Origin of the sequence: Micromonospora sp. FIMYZ51 (assembly GCF_038246755.1) — a bacterium.
Taxonomy (GTDB): Bacteria; Actinomycetota; Actinomycetes; order Mycobacteriales; family Micromonosporaceae; genus Micromonospora.
In genome coordinates, this window is record NZ_CP134706.1 from 1,562,924 (window position 1) to 1,589,161 (window position 26,238).

A 26,238-nucleotide genomic window follows, 5' to 3' on the forward strand; every position below is an offset into this window, starting at 1 on the left:
AGGCGGAGACGAAAGGCTCGATGATGCGTAACCGGACCGGTTGGCGACGCGATCTGGTGGACGTGATCCTCGCCCTGGCGCTGGTCGCGCTCGGGCTGGTCGGCACCGCGCCGGCCGGGGCGAACCAGGGCGTGCCCGTCGGGCCGGCCGGGTACCCGCTGGTGGTGGTGGCCGCGCTGGCCCTGACGCTGCGCCGGCGCTGGCCGTTGCTCACGTTGGCGATCGTGACCGGGGCGGTCCTGTCCTACCTGCTGCTCGGCAACCCGTATGGGCCGATCCTGGTGTCGCTGCTCGTCGCGGTGCACACGGTCGCGGCGCATCTGCCGACGCGGGACGCGATGGTGGGCTGCGGCGTGGCACTCGTCGCCCTGCTCATCGGGATCTTCGTGGGCCGGGGCGCGCCCGGTTGGCCGGGGCTGATGCCCGTCGCGGCCTGGGTGGTGGTGCCGTTCGCGGTCGGCACGGTGGTCCGACTCGGGCGGGAGACCGCGGCTCGGACGCGCCTGGAGGAGGTCCGGCGGCTGGCCGACACCGAACGGCTGCGAGTGGCCCGCGAGGTGCACGACGTGGTCGGCCACGGACTCGCGGCGATCCACATGCAGGCGCAGATCGCGCTGCATCTGCTCGACCGGAAGCCGGAGCAGGCGGAAATCGCGTTGACCGCGATCAGCCGGACCAGCAAGGAGGCGCTGGACGAACTGCGGGTCACGCTGCGCGTCGTCAGGCGCAACGAGCGGACCGGGCAGGACGGACGAGAGGAGCGGGACGAGGTCGCCGTTGAGCGGTCTGGAATGCCCGGCCTGGCCCGGTTGCCGTACCTGCGCGACCGGCTGGCCGGTGCCGGCCTGCCGGTGACCGTCGAGACCGTCGGCGAGCCGCGTCCGCTCCCCGTCGCCATCGACCTCGCGGCCTACCGGGTGGTGCAGGAGGCGCTGACCAACGTGCTGCGCCACGCCGGTCCGGCGACCGCCACCGTCCGGGTCGACTACCAGCCGGACCGGCTCGTCGTGGTGGTGTCCGACACCGGCCGGGGAGCGGCATCGGACGCGGTCACCGGACACGGTTTAGGGCTCGCCGGCATGCGGGAGCGGGTCGCCGCGCTCGGCGGAACCTTCCAGGCCGGTGCGCGGAGTCAGACCGGCACGAACAACCAGACCGGCGCGACCAGCCGGACCGACGCCGCGAGTCAGGCCGGTGCGGCGAGCGGCGGCGGGTTCCGGGTGTGCGCGACACTGCCCGTGGAGGGAGCCGGATGATCAGTGTGTTGCTCGCCGACGACCAGGACCTGATCCGGATCGGTCTGCGTGCCCTGTTGGAGAGCGAGGACGGCGTCACGGTCGCGGGCGAGGCTGCCGACGGGCTCGGTGCGCTGGAACTGGCCCGGCGGGTACGCCCCGACGTGGTACTGATGGACGTCCGGATGCCGGGGATCGACGGCATCGAGGCGACCCGGCGGATCGTCGCCGATCCGGAGCTGACCGGTACCCGGGTCGTCGTGCTGACCACCTTCGAGTTGGACGAGTACGTCTTCGACGCGTTGCGGTACGGGGCCAGTGGTTTCCTCACCAAGGACACCCCGCCGGCCGAACTGCTGCGGGCGATCCGGCTGGTCGCCGAGGGGGAGGCGCTGCTGTCGCCCTCGGTGACCAGGCGGGTGGTTCGGGAGTTCGCCCACCGCCCGGCTCGGGTGTCCCGCCCGCACCCCCGGCTGAACACCCTCACCGAGCGGGAACGGGAGGTGCTGGGGTTGGTCGGGGAGGGGCTGAGCAACGGTGAGATCGCCGAGCGGTTGGTGCTCAGCCCGGCCACCGCGCGTACCCACGTCAGCCGGGCCATGGTCAAACTCGGCGCGCGGGACCGGGCCCAACTGGTGGTCTTCGCGTACCAGTCGGGGGTGGTCGAGCCGTGACCGCGGTCTGACCGCCGAGGTGGAGATCTCGACCGGCTGGCGCTTTCGTCATGATCCACCCGTCGTGGGCGGCGGTGAGGTGGCTGGCGCGGAGCATGGCTGTGGGTGGCGGGCTACCCTAGCGGTGACTGGACACCTCTGTCCGGTCGCGTTCGTGCTCGCCGGGACACTGACAATCGGGATGTTCGCGTGTTTGACACCTTGAGTGACCGCCTCTCCGGGATCTTCACCAAGCTCCGCGGCAAGGGACGCCTCACCGACGCCGACATCGACGCGACGGCGCGCGAGATCCGCCTCGCGTTGCTTGAGGCCGACGTCGCGCTCCCGGTCGTCAAGGGCTTCATCGGCAACGTCAAGGAGCGGGCCCGCAGCGCGGAGGTCTCCCAGGCGCTCAACCCGGCCCAGCAGATCATCAAGATCGTCAACGAGGAGCTGATCGCTGTCCTCGGTGGCGAGGGACGCCGGCTCCAGTTCGCCAAGCAGCCGCCGACCGTGATCATGCTCGCCGGCCTCCAGGGCTCCGGCAAGACCACGCTCGCCGGCAAGCTGGCCCGCTGGCTCAAGGCCCAGGGGCACCAGCCGCTGCTGGTCGCCGCCGACCTCCAGCGTCCCAACGCCGTCGGGCAGCTCCAGGTGCTCGGTGGTCGGGCCGGCGTCGAGGTGTACGCCCCGGAGCCCGGCAACGGCGTCGGCGACCCGGTGCAGGTGGCGAAGTCCTCGATCGAGCACGCCCGTCGGGCCGCCCGTGACGTGGTCATCGTCGACACCGCTGGCCGGCTCGGTATCGACGCCGAGATGATGCAGCAGGCGGCCGACATCCGGGACGCGGTCGCACCGGACGAGGTCATCTTCGTCATCGACGCGATGGTCGGCCAGGACGCGGTGCGTACCGCCGAGGCGTTCCGGGACGGCGTCGGCATCACCGGTGTGGTGCTCTCCAAGCTCGACGGCGACGCCCGGGGCGGCGCGGCGCTGTCGGTCCGCGAGGTGACCGGCCAGCCGATCCTCTTCGCCTCCACCGGCGAGAAGCTGGAGGACTTCGATGTCTTCCACCCCGACCGGATGGCCAGCCGGATCCTCGGCATGGGCGACGTCCTCACTCTGATCGAGCAGGCCGAGGCGGCCTTCGACACCGATCAGAAGGAGAAGATGACCGCCAAGCTGATGGGCGGCGAGCAGTTCACCCTGGAGGACTTCCTCGACCAGCTCATCGCGGTACGCCGGATGGGCCCGATCGCCAACGTGCTGGCCATGATGCCGGGCATGGGGCAGGTCAAGGACCAGCTCGCCGAGCTGGACGACAAGCACTTCGACCGGATCACCGCGATCATCCGGTCGATGACCCCGGCCGAGCGCAGCAACCCGAAGATCATCAACGGTTCCCGGCGGGCCCGGATCGCCAACGGCTCCGGGGTCACCGTGATGGACGTCAACCAGCTGCTCAACCGCTTCAACGACGCGCAGAAGATGATGAAGCAGATGGGCGGCATGATGGGCCTGCCGGGCGGCGGTCGGCGCAAGGCCACCAAGAGCCCGAAGAACAAGCGTAAGGGCACCAAGGGCGGTGGCCGGCCGCGCAGCGGTGCGGGCACCCGGGCGGCGCAGGGCGGGCTGCCGGGCGGCTTCCCCGGTGACATGCCGCAGCTGCCGCCGGGGATGAACCCGGACGATCTGGCGGCCGGTCAGGGCCTTCCGCCGGGCTTCAAGCTGCCGAAGATCGACTTCAACAAGTTCGGCAAGGGCGGCCAGCCGCCGCGCTGAGCGTGTCGGTGACGGCGGGTGACTTCATCATCGCCTAGGGTGATGTCGCCCCTGGAAGGAGGAGTCATGACCGTGGCGCCCATCCTGCCCGAGCGGTCGGAGTGGACGGTTGACGACCTCGGCGACCTGCCGAAGGACCTTCCGTACGAACTGATCAACGGAAGGTTGATCGTGCCGTCCCCCACCGCGCTCCATCAAGACCTCTGTGTCCGACTGCTGCTCGCGCTCGAAGTCAACTGCCCGGCGGAATACCTGGTAAGCATCGACCTGTCGATGCGGGTGGACCGCCGCAACGAGCTTCGGCCCGACGTGGTCGCCATCCGGCGTGAGCACGCCGACCGCTCGCCCGTACCGGTCGAGGACGCCCTGCTGGCCGTCGAGGTCGTCTCGCCCTCCTCGACCTTCCGTGACCTCTACGACAAGGCCCGGGTCTACGCCCGCGCCGGAGTGCGCACCTACTGGGTGGTCGACCCGCTGCACGACAAGATGACCCTTACCGAGTACGTGCGCGGCCCGTCCGGCGAGTACGAGGTGGCCACCCACACCGACGACCTGTTCGTCACCGAGCGACCGTGGAAGGTGTCGGTCGACCTGCCGGCGTTTACCGCCCGGCGGGCGGGGCTTCTCGCCAACGACGGGCAGTGATCGGGTAGGACTGTGCGCATGGCTCTGCATGTGCGCGGTGTGCTCCTGCCCGACGACGAGGTCCGGGATCTGTGGTTGGTCGGCGACCGGGTCACCTTCGACCCGGTGCCCGGCGCGGAGACGGTCGCCGAGCGCGGCTTCGTCCTGCCCGGCCTGGTCGACGCGCACTGCCACATCGGCATCGCCCGAGGTGGTGCGCCGATCACCTCGCTGGATCAGGCCCGCACGCTGGCCCGTACCGATCGGGACGCGGGGGTGCTGGCGATCCGGGACGCCGGCTCGCCGTACCCGTATCCGGAGCTGGAGGACGAGCCCGACCTGCCCCGGCTGGCCCGCGCCGGCCGGCACATCGCGCCGCCGAAGCGGTACCTGCGCGACATCGGTGTGGAGGTCGGTGCGGCCGAGGTGGCGGCGACCGTGGCGGAGCAGGCCGCCGCCGGCAACGGCTGGGTGAAGCTGGTCGGTGACTGGATCGACCGGGGCGTCGGTGACCTGGCCCCGGCCTGGGACGCCGACACGATGACCGCCGCCGTGGCCGCCGCGCACGCCGCCGGGGTACGCGCCGCCGTGCACACCTTCAGCGAGTCGGCGGTGGAGATCATGGTGCGGGCCGGGGTGGACTCGGTCGAGCACGGCACCGGGCTGAGCCTCGACCTGATCGACCTGATGGCCCGGCAGGGCACCGCGCTGATCCCCACGATGATCAACATTCGTACCTTCGGCCACATCGCCGACCAGGCCCGACCCAAGTTCCCCGGGTACGCCGACCACATGCTCGCCCTGCGTGACCGCTTCCCGCAGGTGGTCCGGGCCGCGTACGAGGCCGGGGTGCCGATCTACGTCGGCACCGACGCGGGCGGGGGAATCGACCACGGCATGGCCGCCGAGGAGATGCTGCTGCTGCACGACGAGGCCGGCCTGGCCGCCGAGGACGTGCTCGCCGCCGCCTCCTGGGGTGCCCGCGCCTGGCTCGGCTTCCCCGGTCTGGTCGAGGGCGGTCTCGCCGACCTCGTCGTCTACTCCGACGACCCGCGTCGGGACCTGCGGGCGGTACGCGAGCCGGCCCGCATCGTCCTGCGCGGACGGGTCATCCGCTGACCTGTCGCACGTCGAGCTGGTACTGCGCTTCGACCTGGAACCCGTGACCGTCGGTGCCGCCGAAGCTGAGCTGGTGCATGCCGGGCGAAGGTGGTGGCACCAGGCTCCACAGTCCCCAGCAGGAGACCTGCATCGGCCACGGCCAGTCGGTGACGACGTTGTTGAAGAAGCCCCGAACCGGGAAGGAGGCGGGTGAGCCCACCGGGTACAGCGGCAGCTGCGCGCCGTCGAGCTGAGCGAATCCGCTGGCCTCTGCCCACGGCTCGGCCGGCTCTGCGGTGCGGCCAACCTCCCACCAGCAGAAGGCCGGGAAGAACAGCGTTCGCCCGGCCGGCACCACGCACTGCCGGGTCACCGCGCCGCCGAACGTGCCGGCCAGGAACCAGACGTCGTCGGGCTGGTGACGCCCAGCGTCCCGACCGGTGCGGTCCTTGATGGGGTTGTTCGGCTGCCGGTGGGCGGCCACCCAGCGCACCCAGCGGGCGGCCAGCTCGGCCAGATCCCAACGCAAGTCCGGGTTGGCGGAGAACATGGCGGCCGATGCTAGTGGTACCGCGCCCGGTCGCGCTGCCCCGCCGTGCCCGCTGCCCACCCCCGCGATCTTGCACTTTTCGTCGCCGTAAACCAGCCCATACATGACTTTTCGGCGACCGAAACTGCAAGATCGGCGCGGTGGAGGGGCGGGCGGGGCGGGCAGGGGTGGGGGAGGGGAGTGGGCATAGGATGTGCGGTCATGGCGCGTGTGCTCACTCCCCGGGCGGAAGACTTTCCCCGCTGGTACCAGGACCTGATCGCCAAGGCGAAGCTGGCCGACAACGGGCCGGTGCGGGGGACCATGGTGATCCGACCGGCTGGCTACGCCATCTGGGAGCGGATGCAGGCCGAGATGGACGCCCGGATCAAGGCGGCCGGGGCGGAGAACGCGTACTTCCCGCTCTTCATCCCGGAGAGCTACCTCAAGCGTGAGGCCGAGCACGTCGAGGGCTTTTCGCCGGAGCTGGCGGTGGTCACCCACGGCGGCGGCAAGCAGCTCGCCGAGCCGGTGGTGGTCCGCCCCACCAGCGAGACGGTGATCGGCGAGTTCATGGCCAAGTGGATCGACTCGTACCGGGACCTGCCGCTGCTGCTCAACCAGTGGGCCAACGTGGTCCGCTGGGAGCTGCGCCCGCGGGTCTTCCTGCGGACCAGCGAGTTCCTCTGGCAGGAGGGGCACACCGCGCACGCCACCCGTGAGGATGCCCGGGCCTACGCCCGCCGGATCCTGCACGAGGCGTACGAGGACCTGATGGTCAACGTGCTCGGCATTCCGGTGGTGGTCGGGCTCAAGACCGCCCGGGAGCGGTTCGCCGGGGCGACCGCCACCTACACCTGCGAAGGCATGATGGGTGACGGCAAGGCGCTCCAGCTCGGCACCAGCCACGAGCTGGGGCAGAACTTCGCCAAGGCGTTCGACATCAGCTACTCCTCCGCCGAGGGCGGCCGGGAGCACGCCTGGACCACCTCCTGGGGCACCTCGACCCGGATGCTCGGTGGCCTGATCATGTGCCACGGCGACGACAACGGCCTGCGGGTGCCGCCGAAGCTGGCGCCGGTCCAGGCGTACGTGATGGTGGTCAAGGACGGCGAGGGTGTGGGCGAGGCGGCGGCCAAGCTGCGCGACGCGCTGCGCGACGCCGGCGTCCGGGTGGCCCTCGACGACCGCACCGACACCCCGTTCGGCCGCCGGGCCGTCGATGCCGAGCTGCGCGGCTATCCGGTACGCGTCGAGGTCGGTCCGCGTGACCTGGCCGCCGGCAACGCGGTAGTGGTCCGGCGTACCGACGGCTCGAAGGCCCCCACGCCGGTGGCCGACGTGGTGGGCGCAGTGCTGGCCGCCGTCGACGCCGACCAGCGGGCGCTGCACGACCAGGCGCTCGCCTTCCGCGACTCGCGCACGGTCGACGTGGCGACCCTGGACGAGGCGATCGAGGCGGCGGCCACCGGCTGGGCCCGGGTGCCGTGGCCGGCCGTCGGTGTCGAGGGCGAGGCGAAGGCCAACGGGCAGGGCGTCACCGTCCGCTGCCTGCTGCGCGCCGACGGCTCCGTGCCGGACACCGAGGACGAGCCCGACCTGATCGCCATCCTCGCCCGCGCCTACTGACGTGCAAGGAAGGGCCCCCTGTTAACGCCTCCGGTATAGGAAGGGCCCCTTTCTAACAGTTCATCGATAGGGTCGGAGCGTGAGATTCGAGCCAGGTCGGTTGGTTGTGCACCGGAACGTGCGGCGGGGGCGGATCGGCTGGGTCCGGCCGGCCCGGGTGGTCAGCGACGACGAGCGCGGCCTGCTGCTCTGGGTGGCCGAGGGGTCGCCGGTCGCCGGTGAGGTGACCGAGGCCGGGCTGGGCATGCGAGCCGTGCCCTTCGCCGAGTGGATCACGTCGAGCTACCGCCTCGCCGAGGGCCGGTGGAACGGGCCACCGTTGCTGAAGTTCCTGCCCACCGGCGCGGCCCACTCCGTCTGGTGGTTCCGGGACGCGCAGGGGCGCTTCGCTGGCTGGTACGTCAACCTGGAGGAGTCCGGCGTCCGGTGGGACGACGGACGGCTGGCCGGGGTCGACATCGTGGACCAGGACCTCGACGTGTGGGTCCGGCCGGACCGTACCTGGGAGTGGAAGGACGAGGAGGAGTTCGTCGAGCGGCTGGCCTTCCCGGAGCACTACTGGGTGCCCGACGAGGCCGCTGTCCGGGCCGAGGGCAAGCGGGTGATCGCCCTGGCGGAGGCCGGCGAGTTCCCGTTCGACGGCACCTGGTGCGATTTCGTCCCACCGGCGCAGTGGCGCACCCCCGGGCGCCTGCCGGATGGCTGGGACCGGCCCCCCGCGCGCTGACGTCGCCCGAGCCCTCCGGCGGATGTGTCCTCGGTCACGTTCGGCTCGTGTCGGATGAACCGCGCCGGTCCGGTGTGAGAGATCCCGGGTGGATCTGGCAGAATGGCTGGCTGGTATCCGGCGCGTGTCCGGCGCCCTCTAACCCGGGCACGTCGCCAGTCCACCCGAGCTGTCTCCGGCCCAACCCCACTGTGCCGGTTGGCGCTCACCCGTGCACACCGCCCGCATTGGGCCGGTGAGATCGCAACAGGAGCGAAACAACCGTGGCCGTAAAGATCCGGCTCCTGCGGATGGGCAAGATCCGCAACCCGCAGTACCGCATCGTCGTCGCCGACTCGCGCACCAAGCGCGACGGCCGGGCGATCGAGTTCGTCGGGATCTACCAGCCGAAGGAAGACCCTTCGGTGATCGAGGTCAAGTCGGAGCGGGTCCAGTACTGGCTGTCCGTCGGCGCCCAGCCGAGCGAGGCGGTGCAGCGGCTGCTGGAGCTGACCGGTGACTGGCAGAAGTTCAAGGGCCTGCCGGCTCCGCCGCCGCTGAAGGTGGCGCCCGAGCGGGCCGACCGCAAGGCCGCCTACGAGGCCGAGGCGAAGGCCGCCGCCGGCGTGGCCGACACCCCGGCCAAGCCGGCGAAGAAGGCCGCCAAGGCCGAGGCCGAGGCGCCGAAGGCTGAGGCGCCGAAGGCCGAGGAGCCGGCCGCGAACTCCGGTGAGCAGGCCTGACATGGCGCTGCGGCCGGCGTTGGAGCATCTGGTCAAGGGGATCGTCGATCACCCCGACGACGTACGCGTCCGGATGGTCGACTCCCGGCGGGGCAAGCGGCTGGAGGTCCGCGTACACCCCGAGGACCTGGGCACCGTGATCGGACGGTCCGGCCGGACCGCCAAGGCGCTGCGCCAGGTGATCGGCTCCATCGGTGGACGCGGCGTACGCGTCGACATCGTCGACTCGTACTGATGCTGCTCATCGTCGGCAGGATCGGCAAGCCGCACGGCATCCGCGGTGAGGTCACCGTGGAGGTACGTACCGACGAGCCCGATGCGCGGTTCGCTCCCGGCATGGTGTTGCGCACCATGCCGGGGGTGACCGCCGGGCGTGGCGCGCCACCCCCGGCCGCCGGCCGTGGCGCGTTGTCCTCGACCGCCGGTGGTGATGTGCCGTCCTCGGCCGCTGGCCCCGGCGTGCCGTTCGAGGTGCCCGACGAGCTGACCGTGGAGGCCGCCCGCTGGCACCAGGGCCGGCTGCTTGTCGCCTTCGAAGGGGTGCTGGATCGCGACGTCGCGGAGGCGCTGCGCGGCACCCTGGTCGTGGTGGACAGCGCCGAGGTCGCCCCGCCGACCGACCCGGAGGAGTTCCACGACCACCAGTTGGTCGGCTTGGCCGTGGTCACCCCGGACGGCGAACGTCTCGGCGAGGTGGCCCGGATCGACCACGCCCCCGCCTCCGACCTGCTGGTGCTGCGTCGCCCCGAGGGACGGACCGCACTGATTCCGTTCGTCAAGGCGATCGTCCCCGAGGTCGATCTCGCAAATGGCCGGGTGGTGGTCGACCCACCGGGCGGCCTGCTCGACCTCTGAGCGCGGAGCACCCCTGATGCGCGTCGACATCGTGTCGATCTTCCCGGAGTACTTCGCTCCACTGGACCTGTCGCTGGTCGGCAAGGCTCGGGCCAACGGCACGCTGCGGCTGGTCGTGCACGATCTGCGCAGCTGGACCCATGACGTGCACCGCACCGTCGACGACACCCCGTACGGCGGCGGGCCCGGCATGGTGATGCGGCCCGAGCCGTGGGGCGAGGCGCTGGATGCCCTGGCCCCGCCCGAGTTGACCCCGCCCCGGCTGCTGGTGCCCTCGCCGGCCGGCGTTCCGTTCAGCCAGGCGCTGGCCCAGGAACTGGCCGCCGAGCCGCACCTGCTCTTCGCCTGCGGCCGGTACGAGGGCATCGACCAGCGGGTGCTCGACCACGCCGCCACCCGGATGCGGGTGACCGAGGTCAGCCTCGGCGACTACGTGCTCTTCGGCGGCGAGGTGGCGGTGCTGGTGATCCTGGAGGCGGTGACCCGGCTGCTGCCCGGGGTGCTCGGCAACGCGGGCTCGCTGGACGAGGAGTCGCACGCGCACGGGCTGCTGGAGGCGCCGATGTACACCAAGCCGGCGACCTGGCGTGGGCTGGACGTGCCCGAGGTGCTCCGCTCCGGCGATCATGGCCGGATCGCCCGCTGGCGCCGGGACCAGGCGCTGGAGCGTACCGGCCACCGGCGGCCCGACATGCTGGCCGCGCTCGACCCGGCAAGCCTGGACAAACGGGACGTGGCGGCGTTGGACCGGGGCGGATTTCAGGTGCCCGGAGCGGATGTGGCAGAGTAGAGGGGTTGCCGCAGTCGTCTGCGCCGCAGACGGCTGCGAGGATCTCCGACCGGGGTCGGCCGTCGCCAGCCACCACCCGGGGATCAGTATCACCCATCCGCGCGCCGAATGACGGTGCGCCGTGAGCCTTACGAGGACGCAGCGATGAACATCCTGGACGCCCTTGACGCCCAGTCGAAGCGCACCGACCTGCCCGCCTTCCGCGCCGGTGACACCGTCAAGGTGCACGCCCGGGTCGTCGAGGGCAGCCGGTCCCGGGTCCAGATCTTCCAGGGCGTCGTCATTCGTCGCCAGGGCGCCGGGCTGCGCGAGACCTTCACCGTCCGCAAGCTCAGCTTCGGTGTCGGCGTCGAGCGGACCTACCCGATCAACAGCCCGGGCATCGACCGGATCGAGGTCGTGACCCGCGGTGACGTCCGCCGCGCCAAGCTCTACTACCTGCGTGAGCTGCGGGGCAAGAAGGCCAAGATCAAGGAGCTGCGCGAGAAGCAGCCCAGCTGACCTCGCTCTGCGCCACGCCGCCCGAGCTGCGCGTATGCCGTACTGGCCAGATCGCACTACCCTGGTCGTACGGGCGCAGCGCGCGGTGATCCGCCTTGCGTGGCGGGTGACCTCCACTACCGCCCGGGGAGTCTCGACGAGACTGCCGGGCGGTAGTCGTTTCTGCGGACCGGGGAGTGGGCGTGGTACGGACGCTTGACGACGGCGGTGCGGTCGATCCGTGGCGCCGACGCACCCGTCGAAGCAAGCCGCAGATGCCGTTGTGGCAGGAACTGCCGCTGCTCCTGATCGTGGCCTTCTGCCTCGCGGTGCTGATCCGCACGTTCCTGCTGCAAGCCTTCTTCATCCCGTCCGGGTCGATGGAGGACACCCTGCTCGTCGGCGACCGGGTCATCGTCAACAAGGTCGTCTACACCATGCGGGACCCGGAGCGCGGCGAGGTGGTGGTCTTCCGCGGCACGGACCAGTGGGTCCCGCAGGTCGACGCGCAACCGCCGACGGGTTTCGCGGACAAGCTCGGTCGCACCATCGGCGACCTGGTCGGCTACAGCCGCCCCGGCGAGAAGGACTTCATCAAGCGGGTCATCGCGCTGCCCGGCGACCGGGTCAGCTGCTGCGACGACCAGGGGCGGGTGCTGGTCAACGGCACCCCGCTTGACGAGTCGTCGTACGTCCTGCGGGACTCGCCGCTGGACCTGCCACCGAACCCGGAGGAGTGCCGGTCGCGGCGGTTCGAGGAGATCGTCATCCCGCCCGGCCAGATCTTCGTGCTCGGTGACCATCGGCTGGTCTCGCAGGACGCGCGCTGCCAGGGCCCGGTGCCCATCGACAACGTGGTGGGGCGGGCGTTCGCCGTGGTCTGGCCCTCCAGCCGCTGGCATTCCCTGCCGATCCCCGACACGTTCCGCACCGTCGCTCCGCCGGCCACCGCCACCGCTGGCGCTGCCCCGCCGGTACGCCCCACCCCCGCCGGAGGTGTCGTCCTGCTTCTCCCGATTGCAGCCACACTATCCGTTCTCGCGCGTTCCAGGCGCTGGTCCGGATCCGGGCAACGTAGGCTCCTCCCGTGATTGACGAGCAGACCGACAAGTCGCGCCACTCCTTCTGGAAGGAACTACCCATCCTGCTCGGGGTGGCGATCCTGGTCGCGGTGCTGGTGCGCGCCTTCGTACTACAGACCTTCTTCATTCCCTCGCCGTCCATGGAGAACACTCTCAAGATCGACGATCGGGTGCTGGTCAACAAGTTGGTCTACAACTTCCGGTCGCCGCACCGGGGTGAAGTGATCGTCTTCAAGGCACCCATGGAGTGGAGCGGCAACCCGGCGGGGGAGGACTTCATCAAACGGGTGATCGGCGTCGGCGGTGACCGGGTGGTCTGCTGCGACGAGCAGGACCGACTGGTGATCAACGGCGTGCCGCTGGACGAGCCGTACATCTTCTCCTTCGACGGCCAGCGGGACAAGCCGGCGGACCAGGAGTTCGACGTGGTCGTGCCGCCGGGCCGGCTCTGGGTCATGGGTGACCACCGCTCGGCCTCGGGCGACTCGCTTGAGCACTACCAGCAGTCGGGGGAGAACATCACCTCGGCGACCATCCCGGAGTCGGAGGTGGTGGGCCGCGCCTTCACGATCTTCTGGCCGGTCAACCGAGCCACCCTGCTGAGCGTGCCCGAGCAGTTCGAGGCGATTCCCACGCCCTGATCTCAGGCCACCCGGGGCGTGGGCGTTGTCGGCGGTGTCTGGCAGGCTGGTGCGGTGACGGTCCACACCCCGAGGCGCGCCGCCCGCGTGCTCCTGGTCGACGCGGCCGGTCGGTTGCTGCTCTTCCGTGGCTTCGACCCGGCTCGTCCCGAGGGTGGACGCTGGTGGTTCACCCCGGGTGGGGGCCTGGACCCGGGCGAGACGTACGCCGAGTGCGCCGCCCGCGAACTGGCTGAGGAGACCGGATTGCGACTGACGGTGGCCGAGCTCGGCGAGCCGGTCCACGCCGACGTGACGGAGTTTTCCTTCGCCGGGGTGTCATACCGGCAGGAACAGCAGTTCTTCCTGGTCCGGGTGGCCAGCCACGAGGTCGACACGGCCGGGTTCAGCGAGGTGGAGCGGGGCAGCGTAGACGGTCATCGCTGGTGGTCGGCGCAGGAGTTGGCCACGACCGGCGAGCGCTGTTACCCGAGCGATCTGGCAGCGGTGCTTGCCGATGCGTTGACCGGTCCGGCGCAGCGTACGGGAGGTCCGGCGTGCTGACTCCGCCGCGTACCGTGATCCGCCGCGAGGCCGGGCTCTATGCGCTGGAGCGGGCCCTGCAACGGCGTGGTTTCCGGTTCGTCGCCGGTGCCGACGAGGCTGGTCGGGGTGCCTGCGCCGGGCCGCTTGTGGCCGCCGCCGCGGTGCTGCCGGAGGGACGGCGTGGCGAGATCGACGGTCTGGCCGACTCCAAGCTGCTCACCGCGGCCAGCCGGGAACGGGTGTACGACGAGGTCGTGGCGCGTGCGTTGGCGTACGCGGTGGTGGTCATCCCGGCCGACGAGGTCGATGCCCGGGGGCTGCACGTGTGCAACCTGGCGGCGATGCGCCGAGCCCTGGCGTCGCTCACCGTCCGGCCGGAGTACGTACTCACCGACGGCTTCGGTGTCGACGGCCTGGAGGTGCCCGGTTTGGCGGTGTGGAAGGGCGACCGGGTGGCGGCCTGCGTGGCGGCGGCGAGCGTGCTGGCCAAGGTGACCCGGGACCGGATCATGGTGGAGCTGGACGCCGCCTATCCCGGCTACGGCTTCGCCGAGCACAAGGGGTACATCACCGCCGAGCACACCGCGGCACTGCGTGATCGCGGTCCGTGTCGGGAGCACCGGTTCTCCTATGTCAACGTCGCCGCCGTCACCGGCCTCGACAGCCGTCCGCCGCGCTCGCGCCGACCGCTGGGCGCAAGCCGGGACGAGCCGATGGAGCGTTCAGGCGTCGTAGGAGGTACCGTCGGCGTGGCGTTGGGCGAGCAGCCTCGGCCCTCGGCGCCAGTGGGGGAAGATGTGGTCATGGAAGGCGGAGTGGGATGAGCGCGGAAGATCTCGAGAAGTACGAGACCGAGATGGAGCTCCAGCTCTACCGGGAGTACCGCGACATCGTCCGCCAGTTCTCCTACGTGGTGGAGACCGAGCGGCGGTTCTACCTGGCCAATCAGGTCGACCTGCACGTGCGCAACTCCGACGGCGAGGTCTACTTCGAGGTCGAGATGCACGACGCCTGGGTGTGGGACATGTACCGCCCTGCCCGGTTTGTCAAAAATGTCCGAGTGATGACCTTCAAGGACGTCAACGTCGAGGAACTGGAAAAGCCGGACATCTCGCTACCCGCCGACTCCGGTTTCGGCGGCTGATCCTCGGCCGCCCTCCGGGTGCGGCACCTCGGCGGCCCCCCACCCGCCGTGCTGCGTCCACAATGCTGCCCGTCGGCGTGCGTCGGTAGATCCGACCGGCCGGCGGCCGTGCTGCGGCCCTGCTCGCTTCGGCGAGAGCGGTCAGATGAATTCGAACATCGACACTCCGGCCGGTAGCGGTCGCGGTGTGCCGAGAAACCGGTGCACGCCCACGCCGACCTGCTCCGCCGGGGTGGTCACCGCGACTGGCTCGAAGCCTTCCTCGGCGAACCAGTCGCAGATCGTCGGAACCAGGTCGGGTTCCTCACGGTGCCGGGTCCAGAAGACGACGCCACCGGTGGCGCAGAGCGATGCGCAGTGGCCCACCACCGCCCGCACGTCGGCGTCGGAGATGTTGCCGAAGACACCGCAGACCAACACCAGATCGGCCGGTGCCAGCCCGGCGTACGCGTCGGTGCGTGCCGCGTCGGCGAGCACCACCTCGACGCCGGACAGCCCGGCCGCGGCAGCCGCTGCACGGGCCAGGTCGGCGTTTCGTGGGTCGAGCTCGACCAGCCGCGCCGTCACATCGCCGCCGCGCGGGTGGGTCGCCAGCACCGGAATCAGGTCGCGTCCCTGTCCCGCGCAGAGACTGACTGCCCGCAGTGGCCCGGGTGGCGCCTGATCCAGCTCGGCGGCGATCCGGGTGCGCAGTTCCGCCAACCTGTGCGACAGCGCGGACGCCGGATCTGCGTAGTGGTCGTGCCAGGTGTACCAGTCGCGGGTCATGCGCCCGAGCCTAGAAGAATCGCCATAACAGATCACCTCGATTTGCGCGGACTGTCCACAGAGCGCTCCGCTGTCCACAGTTCAGTCGGGTGGGGTGGCGGCAGACATGGCGGTCGATGAGGCTGGCGGGCATGTCGACCTGCTCCCGCTCGCGTCGCGCCGCTGCCGGATCGCGTGGTGTTCCCGGCCCACCCGATCCGCTCCGGCTGCGCCACGTTGTCGTGCGCGGCCTTGCTCTGGCCCTGCTCATGTCGCTTGTCGCGCCGGCCGTCGCGGCGGCGCAGTTGGTGCCGCCGCAGTCGACCGCGCCGTCGGCGGTGCGGTCGACGGAGCCGCCGGCGGTGCGGTCGGCGGTGCGGTCGGCGGTGCCGACGGGCGAATTGGCGCGGGTTGCCGGTCCGTTCCGCTGGCCGGTGGATGGCGCACCACAGCCGGTACGCCGATTCGATCCCCCGCCCCGCCCCTGGCTTTCCGGTCACCGGGGAGTCGACCTGCTCGCCGCGACCGGCGCGACGATCCGGGCGGCCGGCGCCGGTACGGTCCTGTTCGCCGGCCCGGTCGCCGGCCGACCGGTGATCACTGTGGGCCACGCCGACGGATTTCGGACCACCTACGAGCCGGTCCAGCCCTCGGTCCCGGTCGGCGCGGCGGTGTCGGCCGGGTCCGTCCTGGGCCGCCTGCTAGCCGGCCATCCGGGCTGCCCGGAGGTCGCCTGCCTGCACTGGGGACTGCGTCGCGAGTCTGACTACCACGACCCGCTGGCCCTGCTCGGCCTCGGTCGCGCCCGCCTGTTGCCGCTCGGCGAGATCCCCGCCGACCCGGCCCTGCCGCTCACCGTTGGGCGAGTAGGGCGGGCAGCCGCGCCGCGAGCCGTTCGTACTCCTCGGGCGAGTTGTACACCTGCCCGCAGAGCCGTAGCCAACCGCGCGCGTTCCAGGTCATCACCGCGACCTGGGTGGCGAGCCGCTCGGCGATCCGAGCTCGCAGTGCCCGCGCCGCGTCGATGCTTGTCGCCAGGCCCGCCGGCAACGGAATGATCCGCATGGCGACCGTGGGTCCGCCGGGGTCCGGCAGATCGGCCGGTGGCACCCCGAGCGCGTCCCCCACCACCCGCTGACCGTACGCGGCCAGGGCCGCATTGTGCGCGCGTACCCGGTCGACGCCGAGGCTGCGCAGCGCGTACAGCCCCACCGGGGCACTGAGCCAGGCGGTGTAGTCCGCCGTCGCCTGCCACTCCATCCGACCGGGAAAGCCCGCCTCCTGCTCCCAGGAAACCACCAACGGCTCGATCCGCTCCCGCCACGGTCCGGCGACCACAAGTACGGCGGTGCCCCGTGCGGCGTACCCCCACTTGTGCAGGTTGCCCACCCAGAAGTCGGCGCCGATGCTCTGCACCGTCGCCGGCAGCATGCCCGGCGCGTGCGCGGCGTCGACAAGCACCGACACCCCGTGCTCCCGGGCCACCCCGACGATGGCGGCAGTCGGGAGCAACCAGGCGGTGGCCGAGGTGAGCTGATCCACGATGAGCAGCCGGGTGCGCCCGGGCCGCAGGCCGGCGCGCACGATCTGCACGACCTCCTCGGCCGGGGCGCCGAGCGGCAGCCGCAGCACCCGGTGGGTCGCTCCGGTGCGGCGGCACTCCCGCTGGACGGAGAACCCGACCGCGCCGTAGCCGTGGTCGGTGGTGAGCACCTCGTCACCGGGACGTAGTCCGAGCGACTGGAGCACCACCGCCACCCCGGTCGTCGCGTTCGTGGTCAGCGCTGTGCCGTCGGGGTCGGCACCGAGAAAACCGGCCAGGTGCCGGCGGGTGTGGGTGATCCGGTCGACCAGCCCCTGGGTGAAGAAGCGCAGCGGGTCGGCTTCCATCTCGTCGCGCAACCGCTGCTGGGCCCGCTGTACCACGATCGGCACCGCGCCGAACGAACCGTGGTTGAGATGGCTCACCGCCGGATCGAGGGAGAAGAGCAGCCGGGCGCCTGCGATCGGTTCGGGCGCCGCGATGCTCACCGGATGATCGTAACGCCGTCGCTGATCCCCTCGGGTCTGTCAGCGTCAATCGCTGCGGCCGAAGGTGGCGGCGCGGCGGTCAGGCACGGGGATGGCGGCGCGGCGGTCAGGCACGGGGATGGCGGCGCGGCGGTCAGGTCAGGCGCGGGGGTGCGCCTGCTGGTAGGCGGCCCGCAGCCGGTCCATCGAGACATGGGTGTAGACCTGCGTGCTGGCCAGCGACGAGTGCCCGAGCAACTCCTGCACCGCCCGCAGGTCCGCGCCGCCTTCGAGCAGGTGGGTGGCGGCCGAGTGGCGTAGCGCGTGCGGGCTGACCCGGGGCAGGCCGGCAGCGTCCGCGTACCCGCCGACGATCCGGCGGGCGGTCGTCGGATGCAGCCGACCGCCTCGGGCACCGAGCAGCAGGGCATCGCGCGATCCCGGGACCGCCAACACCGGCCGCCCTCGCCGCAGCCAGTCGTCGATCGTCCGCTGGGCCGGCAGGCCGTACGGCACCGACCGTTCCCGTCCGCCCTTGCCGCGTACCCGTACCACCCGCCGCCCGTGGTCGATGTCCGCCACGTCGATCCCGCATGCCTCGCTGACGCGTACGCCGGTGCCGTAGAGCAGTTCCAACAGTGCCCGGTCGCGCAGCAGCACGGCCTCGGCGGTGTCGCTCCCGGCGGAGTCGGTCCCGGCCCGGCCGGTGCCCTCGGGTGGTTGCGGGCCGTCGGTGCCCTCGTCTGGTTCCGGGCCGCCGGTGGCGTCGGGTGGTCCGGTTCGGAGGGTGGCGTCGGGTGGCCTGGTTTGGTCGGCGGCGTCGGGTGGCTCGGGGCGGTCGGTCGGGGCGCGGGCCGGTGCCTCGACGAGCAGCGCGGCCTGGTCGGCGCGGAGCACGGTGGGCAGCGTGCGCTGTGGACGGGGACTGGCCAGCGTGGCGGCGACATCGGCGGGCAGCAGTCCGCTGCGGTGGGCCCAGGCGCTGAACGTCCGCGCCGTGGCCGCCCGTCGGGCCAGCGATGCGCGGGCTGCGCCCGTGGTGCGCTGCCTCGCCAACCAACTGCGTACCGTGTCGAGGCTCAGCTGCGACACCTGCGTGCAGCCCATCCGCTGGGCATGGTCCAGCAGGGACACCAGATCGCCGACGTACGCGCGCACGGTGTGTGCCGAGCGGTTGCGTACTCCGGCGAGGTGGCGGGCGAACTCGTCCACCACGTCCCGCAACGGTTCCGGCAGCGCCGCATGCATGGCCTGCGTGCTGCGGGCGTTCCGGTTCTGCCCATCCGTACCGTGCACGAGTCCAGCCTACGGCTGGCCGTGGCTGCCGGTCCCGCTGCGGATGTCACCGCCGCGTGACGTCGTGTGGCCGAAGAGCGGTCGTGTCTCACCGCGCCGGAGAGTCTGGATCGCGGGGCGCAGGCCCTGCTCGGCGGCCGTGGCGAGGAAGTCCCGCAGGGGCGAGCGGAACACCCGGTAGTCGTCGTAATGGATCGGCAGCGTGACCTGCGGCTTGACCAGGCGCATCAGGTCGACTCCCTGCCGGTCGTCCATGGTGACGAGGAAACCGAGGATGCGAGTGCCGCCCAGGTGAAGAAGCATCGCGTCGATGTCGGGAAAACGCTCGGGTATCTCGGCCAGGCTCGGGTGATAGAGCGTGTCGCCGGTGACGTAGAGGCGCAACAGCCGTTGCCCGTCGCGTTCCAGATCGATGATCGAGCCCATCACCGCCGGCAGCAGCCGATCGAGCAGACCGGGACCGTGATGGCCGGGCACGGCGGTGATGGACAGCCGCTCCCTGCCGTGGTGCAGCTCCCGCCGCTCCCAGGTGTCCAGACCGTCGGCGGCAGCGAAACCCCACCGCCTGAGTCGACGCTGCGCCTGTGTGGTGGTGAAGATGGGCAGGGACTTGGGCAACCCGTCTCGGGCGATCCGGTCGAAGTGGTCGCCGTGCATGTGGGACAGGACAATCGCGTCGAGGTCGGGCAGCTCCGCAAGTTGCATCGCGGGATCGGTGAGCCGGCGCGAGGACAGGCCATAACCGAGGTACGCGCGCTGCCCGGCGTGCAGGAAGTTGGGATCGGTGAGCAGGGTGAACCCGCCGAGCCGCAGCACGGTGGTCGCCGTCCCCACGAAGGTCACCTGGCCGATCGGATCGAACCCGGATGGCATCTTCGTCTCCCAACCCCTCGCGTCGGCCGATCCCCGGATCGCCCGCCTGGCCTTACCCGCGCAGGGCCATGCCAAACGGGCTCCGTCACGCACCCGGCCTGGTCGCCGATGTCGGGTCGCCCTCGGCCCGGCCGGGTGCGCCTCAGCTGTGCCTGGTCGCCCGCCTCAGCTGGGCCGGGTCGTCCGGCCGGGCCCGGCTCAGTTGGGCCGAATCGTCCGGCCGGGCCCGGCTCAGTTGGGCCGGGTCGTCCGGCCGGGCCCGGCTGCCAGGAGGTAGCCGTCGGATCCGCGTACCACCAGGGCCAGTTCCTCCAGCATGGACATCGTGCGCAGCACGGTCCGGACCGGCAGGCCGGCCCGCGCGGCGAGGGTGTCCACGTCGACCCTGCCGCGCGGGGGCATCGCCTCCACAATCGCCCTCGCATCGTCGTCGAGCAGGTCGGTGGGCCGATCCGGGCCGCGCGGCACCGGGGCGAATTCCCCGATCCGGCCGACCTCCTCGAGTACCTGGTCGAGGCCGGTCACCAGCCGCGTCGCCGGCTCCTCGCGCAGCAACTCGTGGGCACCGACGGACATCGCCGAGGTGACCGGACCGGGCACCACCATCGCCGGTCGGCGCAGGGCGATGGCCCGCCGGGTGGTCTGGGTCGCCCCGCTGCGGGCCGCCGCCTCGACCAGCACCGTGCCCTTCGTGCCGGCTGCGATCACCCGGTTGCGGATGAGGAACCGTGGGCGCAGGGGCTCTGCACCCGGGGGCCACTCGCTTACCAGCAGGCCGGTGTCGGCGATCCGGTCGAACATCGCCGTGTTGCCCATCGGGTAGGGACGGTCCAGGCCGCAGGCGAGCACGGCCACGGTCCGACCACCGGCGTTCAGGGCACCACGATGCGCGGCAGCGTCGATGCCGAAGGCACCACCGGAGACCACCGTCCAGTCGCGATCAGCCAGGCCGTAGCCCAGGCCCGTCGCGACATGCGCGCCGTACGCCGTGGCGGCCCGCGCACCCACCACCGCCACGGACCGGTCCAGGATCTCGGCCAGCGGCCACGGGCCGCGTACCCAGAAGCAGAGCGGCGGTGCGGTCTCCCGGTCGACCCGGCGGCGCGCGTCGGGCAGGTGCAGCGTGCGAAGTTGCTCCACGGTCATGGGCCACTCCTCGTCGCCAGGGATGACGACGCGGGCACCCAGCCGATCGCTGCGCTCCAGCGCCTCGGCCGCCACCAGCCGGGCGTCCCCGGCTCTACTGCGTGCCGCCACACTGTCGCGCAGTCCTTCCTGCGGCGCCCCGCCGTCGAGCAACAGGTCAAGTGCCCGCACCGGGCCGAGTTCGTCGACCAACCCGTACACCGACCGGGTGCCGGGCTCCGTCAGCCAGGTCAACGCCACCCGGGCCAGCACCGACTGCTCGCGCGTACTCATGTGCCCTCTCCCGTTCTCAGCTGAATGGCCTCGGCGACGTCGCCCCGGTCGGGGCGGGCCCGTCCGTCCAGGTCAGCGATCGTCCAGGCGAGCCGGATGACCCGGTCGAATCCGCGCGCGGAGAGCGATCCGGCGTCGAGCCGTGAGCGCAGCTCGGCAGTGTCCCGGGCCGGTAGCCGCCATGGTGACCGGCGCAGGTGCGGGCCGGGTATCTCGGCGTTGAGCCGGTGCCCTGAGGTGGCCCACCGGATGGCCGCCGCCGTGCGCGCGGCGGCCACCCGTGCGGCGACGACCGTGGAGGACTCGATCGCGGCGGATTCCATCAGCTCGGCCGCGCGCACCGGTGGCAGTCGGACCTGAAGATCGATCCGGTCGAGCAGCGGGCCGGAAAGCCGACCGAGGTAACGGCGCCGGGCCAGCGGGGGACACTCGCAGCGGTCGTCGCCGGCCGGGTTGGCGCAGGGGCAGGGATTGGCCGCGATCACCAGCTGGGCCCGGGCAGGATATTCGGCGCCGCCCCGGCTGCGGGCCAACAGCACCCGGCCGTTCTCCAACGGCTGCCGCAGCGCCTCCAGAGCCGCCTTGCTGAATTCGGGCGCCTCGTCGAGAAAGAGCACCCCGCGATGGGCGAGGGAGACCGCTCCGGGGCGAGCCAGACCCGCGCCACCGCCGACGATTGACGGCGCGCTCGCGCTGTGGTGTGGGGCCTGGAACGGAGGTCGGCGGAGCAACCCGCCACCCGCCGGCAGCAGCCCGGCGATCGAGTGCAGCGCGGTCACCTCCAGCGCGTCGTCGTCGTCCAGCTCCGGCAGGATCGACGGCAGGCGCTCGGCGAGCATGGTCTTTCCGGCTCCGGGCGGCCCGATCAGCGCCAGATGGTGCCCACCGGCGGCGGCGATTTCCAGGGCCCGCCGACCGAGCCACTGGCCGGCGACCTCGGCCAGATCGGGGCCACCGTCGACCGGGGGTGGCGCACCGGTCGGCGGTTCGATCAGCGGGTCGCCGTCGCGGACGAAGCCGACAAGTCGGTGCAGGTTGTCCACTCCCCGCACCCGTAGCCCGGGCACGACCGCAGCCTCGGCGGCGTTGCCGGTCGGGACGATCACCCGCTGGACGCCGGCCTTGGCGGCTGCGGCCACCATCGGCAGTACGCCCCGAACCGGCCGCACCGTCCCGTCCAGGCCCAACTCGCCGAGGATCACCACGCCGTCCAGCGGCGCCAACGGCAGCTCACCGGAACCGCCGAGCAATGCCACCGCGATCGCCAGGTCGAACGCCGACCCGAACTTGGGCAGGGTGGCGGGCAGCAGGTTGAGGGTTATCCGTCGGTTCGGCCAGCGCTGCCCGGAGTTGACCACCGCCGCGCGGACCCGGTCCCGGGCCTCGTGCAGGGCGGTGTCGGGTAGCCCGGATATGGCCACGCCGGGCAGGCCGGGCGCGAGATCCGCCTCCACCTCCACCAGGTGACCGGTCATCCCGACCAGCCCGACGCAGAGCACCCGCGCGTAGCTCATCAGAACGCCCCTCTGAGGTGCTCGACGCGGGCCCGGCCGGTGCCGGGCACCAGGACCGAGATGACGTCGAAGCGAATCTCGTCGGCGCTGGTGCCGGTAGCGGAGAGCCATTCAGCCGCGAGACGGCGCAGGCGGTGGACCTTGCTCCGGATCACCGCCTCGGCGGGGGTGCCGAAGTCCCCGGTGCGGCGCGTCTTCACCTCGCAGAAGGCCAGCACCGGGCCGTCCCAGGCGATGATGTCTATCTCTCCGGACGAGCAACGCCAGTTCTGTGCCACCGGGCGCAGCCCCGCCTCGATGAGGTGTCGGACGGCGCACCGCTCGCCGTACCCGCCGACGGCCTGGTTCCGCTTGGTCATGACCGGCACCTTGCTCGCGCCGGCCGTTTCTCGGCGACCCCGTTCGGTCAACCTGTGGACAACCGAGGGTGCTGTGGACAAGCGGACGATCTTGCCCCTGATGTGTTATGGCGATCAAATTCGGTTCTTACTCTCCGTACCGGGTCGAAAGGGCTGCACCGCCTCTGGCCAGCGCAGGGGCCGGATGGCGCTTGGCTGATCGGTCGCATACGGTGCCGGGCGTGGACGGACGACGAAGCTTTGCCGACGATCAGGAATCGCGCTGGTACCCGGGTGACCGCAGTGGCTACAGCGACCCGGACTGGCGCGGTGCGGCGGAGGCGCGCTACCGCGACGACGAGTCGCGGAGCGCCACCGAGCCGGTGATCGGGCCCGACCCCGGTGTTACCTCCAGTCCGAGTGCCGCCACCGACTCCCGGGTCGGGTCCGACTCGTGGGCCGCATTCGACTCGCGGGCCGATGACGACGACAGGTACGGCTCGGCGCGTCGCTTCGGCAGCGCGGACCCGCTGGGGGACGCGCCGGCAGAAACCGAGCGGTACCGGGCATCACGGATGCGGCGTCCCGAATGGGTGGATCCGGAGGTTTCCGGCGAGTTGCCGGCCGATCGTCCCGGTCGCCGCGCCGCCCCCGAGCCGCACCCGACCGAGGCGGATCCGCTGGCGACGGAGACCACCCGGTCCACCCTGCTCGCTGGTTACCCGATCGTCGAGGCAAGGCGGGTTCCGGAGCCGGCGAATCCCCCGGAACGGGTTCCGGAGCCGTCGAACCTGGTGGACCGGGCGGTGGAGCCGGCGAACCCGGTGGACCGGGCAGTGGAGCCGGCGAACCCGCTGGAACAGCCGACCGGCCCGATGCCGTCGGTTGCCCCCCGGGCCGACCTGCCGGTGGGGGAGACCGGACCGCAGGCCGTCACGGGCGAGGCCGGGTACCCCACGATCGGTACGCAGGCGAGCCTGCCGGCCGGCGACCGTGTCTACCGCAGTCGGCGGCCGGTTCTCGCCGTACTGTGTGCCGTGCTGGTCGTGATCTTCGAGGTGCCGGCGCTCCTGGTGCTGCTGCACGGGGTGACCGCGGATCCGGTGTCCGCCGCCGACGTGCTGGCGGGCACGTTCCTGGCCTGCGGCCTGCCGATCTTCGCGGCCGGCCTGTACGGGCTGCGGACCACCGGATTCTCGCTGACCGACGGGGCGCGCGGCTGGCTGCGTCCGCCGACCGCGTACCTGACCGTCGGACTGGCGCTCTTCCTGGCTGCCGCCCTCGCCGCCGGCTGAGTGAACCTCGCCCCGGTGCCTGCCGGCCGGGTGCCGATCCGATCCGGTGCGTGCGGACCGGGTGCCGATGCGGTGCGTGCGGGCTGCGCGTGTGCCCGGCCGTGTTAATAGGGGGCCCTTCCTCTACAGCAGGCGTTAATAAGGGGCCCTTCCTTACACCTCAGCTGGGGGCGCGTACACTGGTCGACTGGCGACCGCCTCGTGCGGTCGACCTCGCGTGCCCTCCTCACGAGTCGTCGTGCGGCGGCGGCCTCCCTGGTCTCGATCTTGGTCGGGCCCACCATGGCCGGTGACCGGGCACCAGGCCGCCCGGCCGCCGGCCGGGCGGGACAACCAGGGATCCAAGGAGTACGAACCATGGCCGTCGTGACCATGCGTCAGTTGCTGGAGAGCGGTGTTCACTTCGGGCACCAGACCCGGCGCTGGAACCCGAAGATGAAGCGCTTCATCTTCACCGAGCGTAACGGCATCTACATCATCGACCTGCGCCAGACTCTCGACTACATCGAGAAGGCGTACGAGTTCGTGCGCAACACGGTGGCTGAGGGCGGCAGCATCCTCTTCGTCGGTACCAAGAAGCAGGCCCAGGAGGCGATCGCCGAGCAGGCGACCCGGGTCGGCCAGCCGTACGTCAACCACCGCTGGCTCGGTGGCATGCTTACCAACTTCCAGACGGTGTACAAGCGGCTCCAGCGGATGAAGGAGCTGGAGGCGCTGGGTGACCTGAGCGGCACCGCCGCCGGTTACACCAAGAAGGAGACCCTTCAGCTGTCCCGCGAGAAGACCAAGCTCACCAAGACCCTCGGTGGTCTGCGGGACATGCAGAAGCTTCCGGCCGCGGTCTGGATCGTCGACACCAAGAAGGAGCACATCGCGGTCGACGAGGCCCGCAAGCTGGGCATCCCGGTGATCGCCGTGCTCGACACCAACTGCGACCCGGATGAGGTCGACTTCCCGATCCCGGGTAACGACGACGCGATCCGCTCGGCTGAGCTGCTGACCAAGGTCGTCGCCGCCGCCGTCGCCGACGGCCTGATCACCCGCTCCGGCCGTCGCCGGGGCGGCGACGAGAAGCCGGAGGCGGGTGTCGCCACCGACGAGCCGCTGGCCGAGTGGGAGCGCGAACTGCTCGAGGAGCCCAAGAAGGCCGACGAGCAGCCGGCAGCCGAGCAGCAGCCGGCAACGGAGCAGCAGCCGGCCGAGCAGCAGCCGGCCGAGCAGCCGGCCGCCGTCTCCGGGCAGTGACCCCGCCGCCGCTCGGCCACCGTCAGCGACGGTGGCCGAGCGGCCAGGCCGGGCAGGAACTTCCCGGATCCGGGTAACCGGCACCTCAGACCATCCCACCGCAATCTCAACACCGAAGAGAGAGCCATGTCCCAGATCACCGCGGCGGACGTCAAGAAGCTCCGCGACCTGACCGGCGCCGGCATGATGGACAGCAAGAAGGCCCTGACCGAGGCCGAGGGCGACTTCGACAAGGCCGTCGAGATCCTGCGTGTCAAGGGCGCCAAGGACGTCGGCAAGCGCGCCGGTCGTACCGCCGCCAACGGCCTGATCGCCCACTCCGGCCAGGCCCTGCTCGAGCTCAACTGCGAGACCGACTTCGTCGCGAAGAACGACGCCTTCATCGCGCTGGCCCAGCAGCTGGTGGAGCACGGCGAGCGTTCCGGCGTGAGCACCGCCGAGGAACTGCTGGCCAGCGAGATCGACGGCCGTCCGGTCGCCGACCTGGTCCAGGAGCAGTCCGCGAAGATCGGTGAGAAGCTGGTGCTGAACCGCTTCGCCAAGCTGGACGGCACCGTTGCGGTCTACCTGCACCGCAAGGCCCAGGACCTGCCCCCGGCGGTCGGCGTGCTGGTGCAGTACAGCGGCAAGACCGACGAGGCGGGCGACGCCGACGCGCGCGGCGCGGCCATGCAGATCGCCGCGATGCGTCCGCAGTACCTCACCCGTGACGAGGTGCCGGCCGAGGTCGTCGAGTCCGAGCGGCGCATCGCCGAGCAGACCGCCCGCGAGGAGAACAAGCCGGAGGCGGCGCTGCCGAAGATCGTCGAGGGTCGGGTGAACTCCTTCTTCAAGGACTTCGTCCTGCTGGAGCAGTCGTCGGTCACCGACAACAAGAAGACGGTGAAGCAGGTGCTGGCGGAGGCCGGCATCGAGGTCACCCGCTTCGTGCGGTTCGAGGTCGGCCAGGCCTGACGCCGCCGACCGGGCGCGCTGCGCCCGT

At 71.4% G+C, this 26,238-nt stretch carries 28 protein-coding genes and 1 pseudogene; 21 read left to right on the forward strand and 8 right to left on the reverse strand.

The genetic code is table 11. The features are described 5' to 3' along the window. Positions 1-20 precede the first annotated feature (20 nt). From QQG74_RS07360 to QQG74_RS07380, 5 genes are all read left to right on the forward strand, one after another. A complete protein-coding gene (locus QQG74_RS07360; protein WP_341719538.1) occupies positions 21-1,256 on the forward strand; it encodes a sensor histidine kinase in 1,236 nt (411 codons plus the stop codon). After that, the gene (locus tag QQG74_RS07365; protein ID WP_341719539.1) at positions 1,253-1,909 is read left to right on the forward strand and encodes a response regulator transcription factor; all 657 of its coding nucleotides are present in this window, start codon (positions 1,253-1,255) and stop codon (positions 1,907-1,909) included. Before QQG74_RS07360 ends, QQG74_RS07365 begins: the two co-directional genes overlap by 4 nt. Before the next feature lie 189 nt (positions 1,910-2,098). Next, positions 2,099-3,670, forward strand: a complete 1,572-nt coding sequence (gene ffh, locus QQG74_RS07370) for a signal recognition particle protein (RefSeq protein WP_341719540.1) — start codon at positions 2,099-2,101, stop codon at positions 3,668-3,670. Between the two features lie 66 nt (positions 3,671-3,736). After that, positions 3,737-4,315: a Uma2 family endonuclease gene (locus QQG74_RS07375; protein ID WP_341719541.1), complete on the forward strand. Its 579-nt coding sequence runs from the start codon at positions 3,737-3,739 to the stop codon at positions 4,313-4,315. A gap of 18 nt (positions 4,316-4,333) precedes the next feature. After that, a complete protein-coding gene (locus QQG74_RS07380; RefSeq protein WP_341719542.1) occupies positions 4,334-5,413 on the forward strand; it encodes an amidohydrolase family protein in 1,080 nt (359 codons plus the stop codon). Here the strand turns inward: QQG74_RS07380 and QQG74_RS07385 are convergent. After that, positions 5,403-5,945 carry a hypothetical protein gene (locus tag QQG74_RS07385; RefSeq protein WP_341719543.1) on the reverse strand — a complete coding sequence of 181 codons (543 nt, stop codon included), beginning with the start codon at positions 5,943-5,945 and terminating at the stop codon, positions 5,403-5,405. The genes QQG74_RS07380 and QQG74_RS07385 overlap by 11 nt on opposite strands. 201 nt (positions 5,946-6,146) lie before the next feature. On the opposite strand from QQG74_RS07385, the gene proS reads away from it, so the two are divergent. The 12 genes from proS (at position 6,147) to QQG74_RS07445 (ending at position 14,519) form a co-directional block, all read left to right on the forward strand. Beyond that, positions 6,147-7,553: a proline--tRNA ligase gene (gene proS, locus QQG74_RS07390; protein ID WP_341719544.1), complete on the forward strand. Its 1,407-nt coding sequence runs from the start codon at positions 6,147-6,149 to the stop codon at positions 7,551-7,553. Positions 7,554-7,632: 79 nt separating this feature from the next. Then, positions 7,633-8,280: a DUF402 domain-containing protein gene (locus QQG74_RS07395; protein WP_341719545.1), complete on the forward strand. Its 648-nt coding sequence runs from the start codon at positions 7,633-7,635 to the stop codon at positions 8,278-8,280. Between the two features lie 263 nt (positions 8,281-8,543). Continuing rightward, positions 8,544-9,002, forward strand: coding sequence for a 30S ribosomal protein S16 (gene rpsP / locus QQG74_RS07400; protein ID WP_341719546.1), 459 nt, complete (start codon positions 8,544-8,546; stop codon positions 9,000-9,002). A gap of 1 nt (position 9,003) precedes the next feature. Next, positions 9,004-9,237 (forward strand): RNA-binding protein, encoded by a 234-nt coding sequence (locus QQG74_RS07405; RefSeq protein WP_013732101.1) that lies wholly within the window; start codon positions 9,004-9,006, stop codon positions 9,235-9,237. A gap of 2 nt (positions 9,238-9,239) precedes the next feature. Continuing rightward, the gene (rimM, locus tag QQG74_RS07410) at positions 9,240-9,857 is read left to right on the forward strand and encodes a ribosome maturation factor RimM (protein WP_341721160.1); all 618 of its coding nucleotides are present in this window, start codon (positions 9,240-9,242) and stop codon (positions 9,855-9,857) included. Between the two features lie 16 nt (positions 9,858-9,873). After that, entirely contained in the window at positions 9,874-10,647 is a 774-nt protein-coding gene (gene trmD / locus QQG74_RS07415) for a tRNA (guanosine(37)-N1)-methyltransferase TrmD (RefSeq protein WP_341719547.1), read from the forward strand. Positions 10,648-10,791: 144 nt separating this feature from the next. Continuing rightward, complete coding sequence (rplS, locus tag QQG74_RS07420) at positions 10,792-11,148, forward strand: 50S ribosomal protein L19 (RefSeq protein WP_341719548.1); 357 nt, start codon at positions 10,792-10,794, stop codon at positions 11,146-11,148. Between the two features lie 182 nt (positions 11,149-11,330). Continuing rightward, positions 11,331-12,218, forward strand: coding sequence for a signal peptidase I (lepB, locus tag QQG74_RS07425; protein WP_341719549.1), 888 nt, complete (start codon positions 11,331-11,333; stop codon positions 12,216-12,218). Next, the gene (lepB, locus tag QQG74_RS07430; protein WP_341719550.1) at positions 12,215-12,850 is read left to right on the forward strand and encodes a signal peptidase I; all 636 of its coding nucleotides are present in this window, start codon (positions 12,215-12,217) and stop codon (positions 12,848-12,850) included. The genes lepB (QQG74_RS07425) and lepB (QQG74_RS07430) overlap by 4 nt, the downstream gene beginning before the upstream one ends. Positions 12,851-12,904: 54 nt before the next feature. Then, on the forward strand, positions 12,905-13,393 hold the full coding sequence (locus tag QQG74_RS07435; protein ID WP_341719551.1) for an NUDIX domain-containing protein: 489 nt from the start codon (positions 12,905-12,907) through the stop codon (positions 13,391-13,393). Next, positions 13,387-14,199 (forward strand): ribonuclease HII, encoded by an 813-nt coding sequence (locus tag QQG74_RS07440; RefSeq protein ID WP_341719552.1) that lies wholly within the window; start codon positions 13,387-13,389, stop codon positions 14,197-14,199. Before QQG74_RS07435 ends, QQG74_RS07440 begins: the two co-directional genes overlap by 7 nt. Further along, complete coding sequence (locus QQG74_RS07445) at positions 14,196-14,519, forward strand: DUF2469 domain-containing protein (protein WP_007075222.1); 324 nt, start codon at positions 14,196-14,198, stop codon at positions 14,517-14,519. Before QQG74_RS07440 ends, QQG74_RS07445 begins: the two co-directional genes overlap by 4 nt. 141 nt (positions 14,520-14,660) lie before the next feature. Here the strand turns inward: QQG74_RS07445 and QQG74_RS07450 are convergent, their stop codons facing one another. Beyond that, positions 14,661-15,287: a class I SAM-dependent methyltransferase gene (locus QQG74_RS07450; protein ID WP_341719553.1), complete on the reverse strand. Its 627-nt coding sequence runs from the start codon at positions 15,285-15,287 to the stop codon at positions 14,661-14,663. A 131-nt stretch (positions 15,288-15,418) separates the two neighbouring features. Here QQG74_RS07450 and QQG74_RS07455 point away from each other — a divergent pair. Beyond that, positions 15,419-16,087 (forward strand): annotated as a pseudogene (locus QQG74_RS07455) (M23 family metallopeptidase); the annotation flags it as partial. A gap of 31 nt (positions 16,088-16,118) precedes the next feature. On the opposite strand, the gene QQG74_RS07460 reads toward QQG74_RS07455, so the two are convergent. The 6 genes from QQG74_RS07460 to QQG74_RS07485 all read right to left on the reverse strand — a co-directional run bounded on the left by QQG74_RS07460 (position 16,119) and on the right by QQG74_RS07485 (position 22,737). After that, entirely contained in the window at positions 16,119-17,297 is a 1,179-nt protein-coding gene (locus tag QQG74_RS07460; RefSeq protein WP_341719554.1) for an aminotransferase class V-fold PLP-dependent enzyme, read from the reverse strand. Between the two features lie 138 nt (positions 17,298-17,435). Then, the gene (locus QQG74_RS07465) at positions 17,436-18,524 is read right to left on the reverse strand and encodes a tyrosine-type recombinase/integrase (RefSeq protein WP_341721161.1); all 1,089 of its coding nucleotides are present in this window, start codon (positions 18,522-18,524) and stop codon (positions 17,436-17,438) included. A gap of 57 nt (positions 18,525-18,581) precedes the next feature. After that, positions 18,582-19,445, reverse strand: a complete 864-nt coding sequence (locus QQG74_RS07470) for an MBL fold metallo-hydrolase (protein ID WP_341719555.1) — start codon at positions 19,443-19,445, stop codon at positions 18,582-18,584. 231 nt (positions 19,446-19,676) lie between these two features. After that, positions 19,677-20,864 (reverse strand): DNA-protecting protein DprA, encoded by a 1,188-nt coding sequence (locus tag QQG74_RS07475; RefSeq protein ID WP_341719556.1) that lies wholly within the window; start codon positions 20,862-20,864, stop codon positions 19,677-19,679. Beyond that, on the reverse strand, positions 20,861-22,378 hold the full coding sequence (locus QQG74_RS07480) for a YifB family Mg chelatase-like AAA ATPase (RefSeq protein WP_341719557.1): 1,518 nt from the start codon (positions 22,376-22,378) through the stop codon (positions 20,861-20,863). Before QQG74_RS07480 ends, QQG74_RS07475 begins: the two co-directional genes overlap by 4 nt. Continuing rightward, positions 22,378-22,737 (reverse strand): YraN family protein, encoded by a 360-nt coding sequence (locus tag QQG74_RS07485; protein WP_341719558.1) that lies wholly within the window; start codon positions 22,735-22,737, stop codon positions 22,378-22,380. Before QQG74_RS07485 ends, QQG74_RS07480 begins: the two co-directional genes overlap by 1 nt. 221 nt (positions 22,738-22,958) lie before the next feature. Here QQG74_RS07485 and QQG74_RS07490 point away from each other — a divergent pair, with 221 nt between their 5' ends. From QQG74_RS07490 to tsf, 3 genes are all read left to right on the forward strand, one after another. Then, positions 22,959-24,011, forward strand: a complete 1,053-nt coding sequence (locus QQG74_RS07490) for a hypothetical protein (protein ID WP_341719559.1) — start codon at positions 22,959-22,961, stop codon at positions 24,009-24,011. A gap of 357 nt (positions 24,012-24,368) precedes the next feature. Then, positions 24,369-25,256, forward strand: a complete 888-nt coding sequence (gene rpsB, locus QQG74_RS07495; protein ID WP_341719560.1) for a 30S ribosomal protein S2 — start codon at positions 24,369-24,371, stop codon at positions 25,254-25,256. A gap of 126 nt (positions 25,257-25,382) precedes the next feature. Then, the gene (gene tsf / locus QQG74_RS07500; RefSeq protein WP_341719561.1) at positions 25,383-26,210 is read left to right on the forward strand and encodes a translation elongation factor Ts; all 828 of its coding nucleotides are present in this window, start codon (positions 25,383-25,385) and stop codon (positions 26,208-26,210) included. Positions 26,211-26,238 lie beyond the last annotated feature (28 nt).